Source organism: Thermococcus sp. M36 (assembly GCF_012027355.1).
In the GTDB taxonomy this organism is placed as follows: domain Archaea; phylum Methanobacteriota_B; class Thermococci; order Thermococcales; family Thermococcaceae; genus Thermococcus.
Genome location: NZ_SNUH01000001.1, coordinates 1,333,473 through 1,343,301, shown reverse-complemented (window position 1 = coordinate 1,343,301; position 9,829 = coordinate 1,333,473). Strand labels below are relative to the sequence as shown.

Here is a 9,829-nt window from a genome sequence, read left to right as displayed (position 1 = left end):
AAAAAGTGCGGGGGTGGGAGGATGGTGTACGTTGCGGTTCTGGCGAACATTAACGGCAACCTTCCAGCCCTCGCGAAGGCCCTCGAAAAGATAGAGACTCTCAAAGAGGAGGGCTATGAGATCGAGAAGTACTACATCCTCGGAAACATAGTCGGCCTGTTCCCGTATCCAAAGGAAGTTCTCGACACTCTGGACGACCTCATGAGGAGCAACAAGGTCAGAATAATCCGGGGCGAGTTTGACCAGGTCATAGCCGAGAGTGATCCCCACGCCGAAGGTCCGGACTACATCGACCGGGTGAACTATCCCGAGCACATCAAGCTGGCCTTGAAGTACACGTGGGAAAAGCTCGGTCACGAAGGCAGGGAGTTCATACGCGATCTGCCGGTTTACCTAGTCGACAGGGTTGGCAAGAATGACATTTTTGGCGTCTACGGAAGTCCCCTCGACCCATTCGGGGGAAGAGTCCTCCCGGAGCAGCCGACGAGCTACTACGAGGCAATAATGCACCCCGTGAAGGATTACGAGATACTCTTCGTGGCCTCGCCGAAGTATCCAGTCAACGCCATGACCCGCTACGGAAGGGTTATCTGCCCGGGAAGCATAGGATTCCCGCCTGGAAGGGAGCACAAGGCCACGTTCGCTCTCGTGGACGTTGATACGCTCCATACGAAGTTCATAGAGGTAGATTACGACAAGAAACTCATAGAGGAAAGGATACGCAGGGAAGGCCTGCCCGAGGAGCTCGTCAGGACTCTCTACCACGGAAAGATTTGACCAGTCCTATTCCATCCATTATTTCCCTTCTATTGTAGGCAAGGAAAAGCAGAAATCCCCCCAGCAGGGCATACTTCGACAGGAACACTAGGGACTGAAGAAGCAGCGCCAAGGCCAGTGGAACGTATATTCTGGGAGATATATCCAGAAGGGCTCTTGCATAGTGGGCAACACCCGTGAGTATGAGGCCGTAGCCAAGTATCAAGCCCGCCATTACACCTATTGCCTCAAATGCCGGTATCAGGTAGAACCATGAAAGGAGAACCGCAAAGGCGCCGAGGAGCGCCACAAGTGTCCCCCTCTTGACGTAGGCCGTTGAATTCAGGGCGACTATGCTGGGGTTGTATGCTATGTAAATCTCCATTGCCATGAGGGCCAGGTAGAAGGCAGGGCCTACATCGAAGCCAAATATTGCCGAGAGAACCTCCCTGCCGAGTAACATGAGAACGAACACTGCAACGCTGGTCACGAGTATCAGGAGGGCCGTTGTCTTCTCGGCGAGGAGTTTAACGTAGTCGCTCTCATTTCTACCGTACTTGTAGGAAAAGAGCGGCATTATGGCCGACTGAAGAACCTGGGGGAGGTACGTCAGAAGGAAGGCCGCAGAGAGTATCGCCGACACTATTCCAGCAACCTCTGGATTGGAAAGATATTCACTAATGAAATACGGCCCCTGTATCAGGAAGACACCCGAGAGGGTACCCAAAAACGCAAAGGCCGAATACGAGATGAGGAGACCCATCTCACTAGTTCTGGGCTTTCCAACGAAGTCAAACCTCACCAGATAAGCGGCAGAGAAAACCGCAATCAGCCCCAGGAAGAGCAGGTACGGCGCGAAGACGTTGGGAATTAAAAAGCCCACCAGGAAGCCCACGAAGGATAGGGTTATTATGTACGCATAGTGCTCCCCACGGTGGATGCCGTAAAGAAAGTTCCTGAGGGTCAGCTGAATTCCTCTGAGTGTTGCAAGGATTCCCAGATAGAGGTTCAGGGGAAGCAGAAGAAGCCCCGCCAGTGGGAGAAGAAACGAGGGGAGGGTTATGGAGCGTATTGAATCAGTTTTGCCGCTCCCCAAGAATTCGGAGGAATACTTGCCCAAGGCCACCGCAAAGAAGCTCAACGGGATGGCTAAAAAAAACGCCTGGGATATAAGTGAGTTCGCCGCCCCAAGGGCCTCAATGCCAAAGCGTCTCGAAACGAACACGCTGTAGAGAAAGCGGGTTAGCCCGGTCAGTGCCAGGGCCACCACTGAAGCCGTTGAGTGACGTAAAAGAATCCTGCGCTCATAGCTCATGTTGGAAAAATAGGAGGCGGGGATTTAACCTTTTTGGAAGCCTAGGTAGAACCCCACAACAAAAGCCCCTGTCCCGGGGAGTATCCCCAGAACCTTATCCGATAGACTCATTATCTCGCTTGTCCACCCACTAGCAAGGTTGAACAGCTTGTCCTGGTTCACCGTTATGACTCCCTTCTGCTGGAGCCAGAACAGACTCATGACGTAGACCCCTATAAGGGCCAGCGCGAGCTTCATCAGCTTTTTCAGCGCGTATCCAGTGACAAAACCGACGAGACCACCAACCCCAATGTCCCCAGCCATGGTATTCACGTTGAACTCCATTCCAGTCCACCCCTACATAAACCTCACACCCAGAGGATAAAAAAGTTTTTGCCAAAACGTTTAAATTATACGGATCAGAAATATTTCTCAAGCATGAAAATTAGGAGTGATGGTCATGACCACCCCCATGGAGAGGCTCAAAAATAAAATCACCAAGGAAGTCCTGTGGCTTTACATCCTACGCCTCCTGCGGGAAAGGCCCATGTACGCCTATGAGTTGAAGGAGCGCATAAAGGAGGCTTTCAACTTTGAACCCGCAACGGTTAGCTCCTATGTTGTGCTGTACAAGCTGGAGAAGGAGGGCTACGTGACCGCGGAGTGGCAGGAGAGCGAAACTGGAAAACCCTCAAGGAAGTACTACAAGCTCACGCCGGAGGGAGAGAAGCTCTTAGAGGACGGCATAGCTTTTCTTGAGAACATGCTCACGAAGCTCAGGGAGTGAATTTCCACCAGCTTTTCCAGTTTAATAACACAAGCGCGGAGAAAAGTGCAAAAGAGAAACCTTTGAGGGCTAGAGCCCTCAGCGTCCCATTCCACCGCGCGGCTCCCTGGCCTTCGGGCGAAGACCCTTGTAGCCGCACTTCCTGCACTTCTTGGCCTTCCACGGGTTAGTGGCGCCGCAGCGCATGCAGATGTACTTCCTAAAGATTCTGGCCTCAGCCTCTGGGAATCTCGCCATCATGATCACCCCATGATCTTAAACCGTCTTCACCTTCACGGCTCAACTTTTAAAGCTTTGGTGCGGGGGACGGGATTCGAACCCGCGCAGCCCTGCGGCAGCGGATCTTAAGTCCGCCCCCTTTGGCCAGGCTCGGGCACCCCCGCGCGAGGGAGAGTAAAGCGAGGGGATTAAAAGCTTTCCCCTCAGGTCCTGATGATCCTCATCTCAAAGTCCTCGACAGGGACCTTGAAGTCCTCCCTGCTCTCGATCTCCTTCCTGTTGTAGAGTATCTCCCTCGCGAGGATCCAGTAAATGAGCGCGAGGGCCTTCCTACCCTTGTTGTTGGTCGGTATGGCAACGTCGACGTAGCTGAGGAAGTTCTCGGTGTCAACGAGCGACACTATCGGGACACCGATCTCGATGGCCTCCTTCATGGCCTGGTGATCCGCCCTCGGGTCGGTAACGATAAGGACATCGGGCTCGAAGAAGTTCTTGACATTCGGGTTAGTCATGGTTCCAGGCAGGAAACGGCCTGGTATAGCTCTAGCGCCGGTGACCTCGCCGAACTTCTTGACCGGCTTCTGGCCGTAGAGCCTGACGCTAACAGCTAAAATGCTCTCCGGGTCAAACTTGGCGAGGAACTTGCCGGCGACCCTAAGGCGCTCATCAGTCTTCCTGACGTCGAGGACGTAGAGGCCGTCCTGCCTAACGCGGTAGATGAACTTCTTCATGTCCTGGGTCTTCTGCTGGGTGCCGATATGGACACCGGCGGCAAGGTACTGGTCGAGTGGAACAAGGTATTCCTCCATCCTTCACACCTCCTCATCCTTCAAAGGTTATTATCCTACCCCTTTCACCCAAATCTTCGGCTATTCTTATCAGCTCGTTCAGTTTGGCGATGGAATCCCTGCGGAATACCATCGCCGGGCAGCGAAGGCCCACTGCAATGTGGGCCAGTGCCTCGTCGGAGGACTCGTAGCGAGCCTCCGCGAGGATGGGGGTTATCCTCTCCGACTTCGCGTCGTTCACAAGGTTGTATAAGTCGGTGAGCGTGCCAAGGTTGATGGGCTTTATCGAGAGCGCGTTGTAATAGCGCCTGTCCAGTATGTCCCTCTCGCGGAAGAGGTATTCGCCGTCAATGAACACCTCGTGGGTACCAGCTATGAGTTCCAGGAAGAGCTCCTCGTCGCCGAGGGGCTTTATGTAGGCGACGTTGTTATCTTCCACGATGGAGAGGAGCTCCTCAGTCTCAAGGGGCTCCCTCTGCACCAGGCCAAGTGCAACGTCGAGGCCAAGCTCATCGCTCGCCTTTTCGGTGGCCTTTGAAAATGCCCCTACCGTCTTGCCCTCCGCGTGCTCAAGCACCTTGTTGAGCGCATCAACGACGTCGGTTATCTCCATGAGGTCGCGAACCATAACGTAGTAGTCAAAGGCTTCACCGCCCGCTATCTCCAGTATGGGGACGGGCAGCTCGGTCGTAAAGGTGCCGCCGATGTAGCTGTAGAGGGGCATCCTCTTGACGCTTGAGGCGGCCTTTGCAACCGCCACTGATACTGCCAAGGCAGTGTTGGCACCTATGTGGCTGAAGTCCTCGGTGCCATCTATCTCCCATAGGTAGCTGTCTATGAGCTCCTGCTCGCTGGCGTCGAAGCCAATGAGTTCTGGCCCAATTATCTCGTCGACCTCACTAACGGCCCTGTGTGCTTCAGCTATATAGAGGCTCGGGTTCTCGTCTATCGGGGCCGCAAAGCGACCGAAGCCCGAGCTGGTAATCACGTCTACTTCAATGGAGTACCTGCCACCCCTGAGTACCGCGACCCTGCCTATAACGTTCTCTATCACGGTCATCTTTCATCAGCTCGGCCTTATTACGGTGAGCGGTATTATGCCCTTCTCAAACTCAAGCAGCGCGGCGTCGAGCGGCGTGATTCCTTCCGGGACGTCGATGAGGATAGGCGCACCCATCGCTATCTGAAGGGCCCTCGCCCCTATAATACGGGCCTTCTCAAAGCGGGTATACTTAAACATGACTACCACCCCTGCCTTCCACATTTCAAATCAAACCCACTGCAAATTTTGGTGGGGCCGCCGGGATTTGAACCCGGGTCTCCGGCACCCCAAGCCGGGAGGATAGACCAAGCTACCCCACGGCCCCCCGAGAAATGTGGTTTTTAATACACCCTGTAGACCATTACCTGGTCTATGAGCTCAACGTGGCTGAGGAGCATCCTCCTGCAGCAGTACCTCTCGATCCCAAGGTCGTCGAGCACCTTCTCGGGGTCCTCACCCTTCTCGACGCGGGCCTTGAACTCGTAGTATTTGTCTCCTATGACCTTTCCACACGTGAAGCACCTGACGGGGACTATCACCCGTATCACCTTCTCCAATGAATATTAAAGGAAAGCCCTCAGCGGTAGGACTTCTGCCTCTTGGCCCTCGGACCCTTGGTGGAGCGGTTGGGCTTGTGCGGCTCTGTGCGCCTGCTGTCCCCGACGAGCATGGTTCTGTCGTACTTCATAAACTTTTCCTTGAGGTTCATGTCGTTGGTCCACTCGACGAGGGCCCTGGCTATGGCAACCCTCGCTGCCTCAGCCTGTCCCATAAAGCCGCCACCCTCAACCTTGACGTCGATGTCAACCTTGCTGACTATCTCCTCCCCGGCAAGGACGAGCGGCTCAATGATGGTGAAGCGCGCGATTTCCGGCTCGATGATCTCAACTGGCTTGTGGTTGATCCTAACGCGACCCTTTCCTTCCCGGATGGTGGCCCTCGCAATGGCCGTCTTCCTCTTACCAGCAGTCTGGATGACCCTCATCTTCTCTCACCTCAGAACTTTCCACCAAGGAACTTGGCAACCTCGCCAACGGTAACGTACTTAGGTGTTGCAAGCCTCGACATGTGGGCCTCGCTTATGGTCTCAAGCTGCTTCCCCTCGAATTCCTTCGGAACGCCGACATAGACCTTGAGCCTCTTGAAAGCCTTCCTTCCGCGGTCGGTCTTCCAGGGGAGCATGCCCCTGACGGTTCTCCTAACGATCTCGTCGCTCCTCTTCGGGTAGAACGGACCCCTCCTCGGGTTGGTCCTGGTCCTCAGCTCGGTTCTCTGCTTGTACTTGGCGAAGATGTCTTCCCTGTTGCCAGTGATGATGGCCCTGTCGGCGTTGACTATGACGACTTCCTCGCCCTCAAGGAGCATCTTGGCGACCTTCGAGGCGAGCCTTCCGAGTATGAGTCCTTCAGCGTTAATTATCCTCATGGCCCATCACTCCATTATGATTACTCCACTACCCTTCGGGTTCCTCTCGATGAGCTCCTCAATCGTGAGGACCTCTCCACCAGCCTCGACTATTTTTTTCCTAGCGGTCTCGCTGAACTTCCAAGCGGCAACGATGACCTTGTGCTCAAGCTTTCCTGCACCGAGGACGCTTCCTGGGACAACGACTACGTCACCATCCTTGGTGTAGCGGTTGATCCTGCTGACGTTAACCTCAGCCCTCTGCCTCCTCGGTCTCTCAAGGCGCCAAGCAATATCCTTCCATATCTTAACCCCTTCCTCGTTCGATTTCTTTCTGAGGTAGCGGATGAGCCTCCTCAGGTTGATGTCAGTGGGTCCGGTTCTCTTGACCATGAACATACCTCCTTAACGCTCTCTCGCAGGTGGGAAACCGACAGGTCCAACGGGGTGAGCGTAAATACTGGTGCGGGGGCGGGGATTTGAACCCCGGAACCCCTACGGGACGGGACCCTGAATCCCGCGCCTTTGACCAGGCTCGGCAACCCCCGCGTCAGTCGGAGCCTAATTTATGGAGTTCGCTTATAAATCTATCGCTCTTCCTCATGAGGATTTTGAGGGCTATGATCACGATTTCCTCAACGGGGAACTCTCCGTTGGTCTCGACGGTAAACACGAACGTCCCGGGAACTACCTCTTCCCTTATCTTATCGCCCTGGTAGGCCTCGAACTTTCTCGGAAGGTAGAAGGCCTTGGTGGTCGTGATGATGAGCTCCTCCTCAGTCTCCTCCACGGGAAGACCGCGCCTCTCGGCAAGCTTCTTGAGCTCCTTCCAGTCGGGGACTTCTTTGCTCACGTGTATTTTTGTCAGGTACTTGTAGTAGACGAAGCCCGGCTGCCACTTGGCGTGATCTTTTCCGCGCCCAAGCCTCGCGTAGGCGTTGAGGGTGAGCCTCTGTCCTTCCGCCAGTTTGACTATCGGGATGTCCGGGTTGGCGGGCTTTACCCCCTCGTCGTCGCTCTTCAGGTCGCCGGAGTAGACCATACCCGGCCCTTCCACCTCGAGGGACAGTGTAACGGTATAGTCGTCAAGCTCAAGGGCATCGAGTGAAAACCTCTCGACGGGAGTTGTGAGCGGAATCATGGCCAGCCTGTGGGCGATTATCTCGTCAAAAAGGGCTGAATCGTTCTCGAAGAACTCGACCTCATCAACGGCGAAGGTCGGAACCTCAGAGAGGATAGTCCTCCTGAGGGCATTGGCAAAGGGAACGTTGACTCCCTCGATGATGAACTTAATCGAGTCCTCCCTTTTCTCAAGAATCTGAAACTTTGGCTCCATCGGCATCACCAAAAAAGAAGTTGTGGGGTCAGACACGCCTGCCCCTTCTTCCGCCCTTCGGCCTGGTGCCGTCGTGCGGAATCGGGGTGACGTCCTCAACCCTTCCTATCCTGAGGCCGGCCCTGGCGAGGGCACGGATGGCGGCCTGTGCACCCGGACCGGGACTCTTGCTCCTGCTTCCACCCGGGGCGCGGACCTTGATGTGAACGCCGACAAAGCCCTTCTCCATGGCCTCTTCGGCGGCTCTCCTCGCTGCTATCATGGCCGCGTAGGGTGATGGCTCGTCCCTGTCGGCCTTGACGACCATACCACCGCTCCACCTGCTGACGGTCTCAGCCCCGGTGAGGTCGGTGATGTGGATGATGGTGTTGTTGTAAGAGGAGTATATGTGGGCAACTCCCCACTTCTCCTTCTTCTTAAGGTTAACCTGCTGGGTCTGTTCCTCGCTCATGCCTCACCACCCTGCTTGGCCTGTTCAATAACCATCCTCTCGGGGTGGCTCTCCTTGGCGAAAGGAGAGGTCTTCGAGTAGGTTATGGCGTCTTCCTCCTCCCTAAGGACGAGATAGCCCGGAGAGCGGATTATCTGCCCGTTGACCTCGATGTGGCCGTGGACAATGAGCTGCCTGGCCTGCCTGATGGTCCTGGCGAGGCCCTTCTTGTAGACTATGGTCTGAAGGCGCCTGTCGAGGACGTCCTCAACGGTAAGCGAAAGGACATCATCGAGCACCGCATCGGCCGGAAGGAGGCCAAGTCTGTTGAGCCTCTGGAGGAGCTGGACCCTCTCAACCTCGGCCTGCTTGCCCCTCGCCGCAAGGAGGCGCCTGGCCCTACGCCTGAACTCCTTGAGCTGAGTCTCGTGCCTCCAGAGCTCCTTCTTGTTCTTGAGGGCGTACTTCTTCATGAGCACGCGCTCTCTGTCAAGCCTCTCCTTAATCCACGGGTGAGAGGGAGTCTCGTACTTCTTCCTCTGCCTCTTAGGGTCTCCCATTTACACCACCTCACTTCTTTCTCCTTCTCACGCCGACGGTGGTACCGTGCCTGAAGTTCGACCTGGTTCTCTGTCCCCTGAGCGGCAGTCCGAGCTCGTGCCTTATGCCACGGTAAGCCCTGATTCTCCTAAGCCTGTTGATGTCCTCACGCCAGGCCATGACGAGCTTGGCGGTGATAAGGTGCATGTCCTTACCGGTCTCGTAGTCCTTCGGCCTGTTGACTGCCCAAGTCGGGATTCCGTGGGCAACCGGATCCTCGAGGATCTTCTCTATGGTCTTGACCTGCTCGTCGGTCAGGTAACCGGTCTTCATGTACGGGTCGATCCCTGCAACCCTGAGCACCATGGTCGCGAAGTTTATCCCTATGCCCTTGATGCCCGTAAGGGCCCATCTCAGCTGCTTATTTCCGTCCAAATCAACTCCCGCTACACGGACGATGTGTCTGAAGTTGTCCGTCATTACGAATACACCTCCGTCTCAATCCTTCATAGAGGATTTTGGCGCCGGGACGGGGATTTGAACCCCGGTGTCCATACGGACACGGGCTCTCAAGGCCCGCGCCATCCCAGGCTAGGCGATCCCGGCATACACGCGGTAGCCGCTCCCCTTCGCCAGCTCTCTCACTTCGGTGAAGTGGTCATTCATTAGAGCCTTAATATACTTTGCCCCCTGCTTGGTCTTGATAACGAGCTGCAGGAGGCCTCCATCGTTGAGATGCCGGGGAGCATTTATAACTATTTCCCTCAGGATTTCCTTTCCCGCGTGCACCGGGGGGTTAGTGATGATTGTGTCAAACTTTTCGCCCTTAACGGGCTCGTAGAGGCTTCCCCACCTAACCTCGGCGTTTCTAACGTTGTTGATTTTTAAATTTTTCCTCGCTATGCTTACCGCCCGTCTGTTCACGTCGGTCATGACGACGTAGTTGACAAAGCGGGAAGCAACAATGCCTATTGCACCGTAGCCGCAGCCGAGGTCGAGGACGCGCCAGTTCCCGTCAAGTATCATACTCTCTATGAGCAGTTCCGTTCCCCTGTCGAGTTTCCCGAAGGAGAAGACTCCACTGGCCGTTATGAACTTGAAACAATAACCCCTGAGGCAGATTTCGATGGTCTTTGTCTTGAGGGGAACGTTTGGCTCTTCGGAGTAGTAGTGGCTCATGTGCGGGGATAAGAAAAGGGGTTTATAAAGGTGAGTCATGTCCAAGAGGTTTCA

General features: G+C 55.2%; 17 protein-coding genes and 4 tRNA genes. 2 read left to right on the top strand and 19 right to left on the bottom strand.

The annotated features are described in order from the left end of the window. Positions 1–21 precede the first annotated feature (21 nt). Complete coding sequence (locus E3E36_RS07515) at positions 22–777, top strand: metallophosphoesterase (protein ID WP_167894594.1); 756 nt, start codon at positions 22–24, stop codon at positions 775–777. Here E3E36_RS07515 and E3E36_RS07510 read toward each other — a convergent pair. Together E3E36_RS07510 and E3E36_RS07505 are read right to left on the bottom strand one after the other, a co-directional pair. Further along, positions 749–2,071, bottom strand: a complete 1,323-nt coding sequence (locus E3E36_RS07510; protein WP_167894593.1) for a lipopolysaccharide biosynthesis protein — start codon at positions 2,069–2,071, stop codon at positions 749–751. The genes E3E36_RS07515 and E3E36_RS07510 overlap by 29 nt on opposite strands. Positions 2,072–2,095: 24 nt before the next feature. Further along, positions 2,096–2,395, bottom strand: coding sequence for an FUN14 domain-containing protein (locus E3E36_RS07505; protein ID WP_167894592.1), 300 nt, complete (start codon positions 2,393–2,395; stop codon positions 2,096–2,098). Between the two features lie 115 nt (positions 2,396–2,510). On the opposite strand from E3E36_RS07505, the gene E3E36_RS07500 reads away from it, so the two are divergent. After that, positions 2,511–2,837 (top strand): PadR family transcriptional regulator, encoded by a 327-nt coding sequence (locus E3E36_RS07500; protein ID WP_167894886.1) that lies wholly within the window; start codon positions 2,511–2,513, stop codon positions 2,835–2,837. A gap of 78 nt (positions 2,838–2,915) precedes the next feature. Here the strand turns inward: E3E36_RS07500 and E3E36_RS07495 are convergent, their stop codons facing one another. The 17 genes from E3E36_RS07495 to E3E36_RS07415 all read right to left on the bottom strand — a co-directional run bounded on the left by E3E36_RS07495 (position 2,916) and on the right by E3E36_RS07415 (position 9,775). Then, a complete protein-coding gene (locus tag E3E36_RS07495; RefSeq protein ID WP_012571071.1) occupies positions 2,916–3,074 on the bottom strand; it encodes a 50S ribosomal protein L40e in 159 nt (52 codons plus the stop codon). A gap of 58 nt (positions 3,075–3,132) precedes the next feature. Then, positions 3,133–3,220 (bottom strand) — tRNA-Leu (locus E3E36_RS07490). Positions 3,221–3,259: 39 nt separating this feature from the next. Further along, positions 3,260–3,865 (bottom strand): 30S ribosomal protein S2, encoded by a 606-nt coding sequence (rpsB, locus tag E3E36_RS07485; RefSeq protein ID WP_167894591.1) that lies wholly within the window; start codon positions 3,863–3,865, stop codon positions 3,260–3,262. 13 nt (positions 3,866–3,878) lie between these two features. Next, complete coding sequence (locus E3E36_RS07480; RefSeq protein ID WP_167894590.1) at positions 3,879–4,904, bottom strand: hypothetical protein; 1,026 nt, start codon at positions 4,902–4,904, stop codon at positions 3,879–3,881. Positions 4,905–4,910: 6 nt separating this feature from the next. Continuing rightward, entirely contained in the window at positions 4,911–5,084 is a 174-nt protein-coding gene (locus E3E36_RS07475; RefSeq protein WP_088855859.1) for a DNA-directed RNA polymerase subunit K, read from the bottom strand. A 49-nt stretch (positions 5,085–5,133) separates the two neighbouring features. After that, positions 5,134–5,211: transfer RNA gene (locus tag E3E36_RS07470), tRNA-Pro, on the bottom strand. Positions 5,212–5,227: 16 nt separating this feature from the next. After that, the gene (locus E3E36_RS07465; RefSeq protein WP_167894589.1) at positions 5,228–5,425 is read right to left on the bottom strand and encodes a DNA-directed RNA polymerase subunit N; all 198 of its coding nucleotides are present in this window, start codon (positions 5,423–5,425) and stop codon (positions 5,228–5,230) included. Positions 5,426–5,463: 38 nt separating this feature from the next. Continuing rightward, positions 5,464–5,871, bottom strand: coding sequence for a 30S ribosomal protein S9 (locus E3E36_RS07460; RefSeq protein ID WP_167894588.1), 408 nt, complete (start codon positions 5,869–5,871; stop codon positions 5,464–5,466). Positions 5,872–5,882: 11 nt separating this feature from the next. Beyond that, complete coding sequence (rplM, locus tag E3E36_RS07455; protein ID WP_167894587.1) at positions 5,883–6,311, bottom strand: 50S ribosomal protein L13; 429 nt, start codon at positions 6,309–6,311, stop codon at positions 5,883–5,885. A gap of 6 nt (positions 6,312–6,317) precedes the next feature. Then, the gene (locus tag E3E36_RS07450; RefSeq protein WP_167894586.1) at positions 6,318–6,683 is read right to left on the bottom strand and encodes a 50S ribosomal protein L18e; all 366 of its coding nucleotides are present in this window, start codon (positions 6,681–6,683) and stop codon (positions 6,318–6,320) included. 68 nt (positions 6,684–6,751) lie between these two features. Further along, positions 6,752–6,839: transfer RNA gene (locus tag E3E36_RS07445), tRNA-Leu, on the bottom strand. Between the two features lies 1 nt (position 6,840). Then, positions 6,841–7,626: a DNA-directed RNA polymerase subunit D gene (locus E3E36_RS07440; protein ID WP_167894885.1), complete on the bottom strand. Its 786-nt coding sequence runs from the start codon at positions 7,624–7,626 to the stop codon at positions 6,841–6,843. Positions 7,627–7,654: 28 nt separating this feature from the next. Further along, positions 7,655–8,077, bottom strand: coding sequence for a 30S ribosomal protein S11 (locus tag E3E36_RS07435; RefSeq protein ID WP_167894585.1), 423 nt, complete (start codon positions 8,075–8,077; stop codon positions 7,655–7,657). Then, positions 8,074–8,616 carry a 30S ribosomal protein S4 gene (locus tag E3E36_RS07430; protein WP_167894584.1) on the bottom strand — a complete coding sequence of 181 codons (543 nt, stop codon included), beginning with the start codon at positions 8,614–8,616 and terminating at the stop codon, positions 8,074–8,076. The genes E3E36_RS07435 and E3E36_RS07430 overlap by 4 nt, the downstream gene beginning before the upstream one ends. 10 nt (positions 8,617–8,626) lie before the next feature. Beyond that, complete coding sequence (locus tag E3E36_RS07425; protein ID WP_167894583.1) at positions 8,627–9,076, bottom strand: 30S ribosomal protein S13; 450 nt, start codon at positions 9,074–9,076, stop codon at positions 8,627–8,629. Between the two features lie 39 nt (positions 9,077–9,115). Then, positions 9,116–9,202 (bottom strand) — tRNA-Ser (locus E3E36_RS07420). Beyond that, on the bottom strand, positions 9,188–9,775 hold the full coding sequence (locus tag E3E36_RS07415; RefSeq protein WP_167894582.1) for a class I SAM-dependent methyltransferase: 588 nt from the start codon (positions 9,773–9,775) through the stop codon (positions 9,188–9,190). The genes E3E36_RS07420 and E3E36_RS07415 overlap by 15 nt, the downstream gene beginning before the upstream one ends. Between the last annotated feature and the right edge of the window lie 54 nt (positions 9,776–9,829).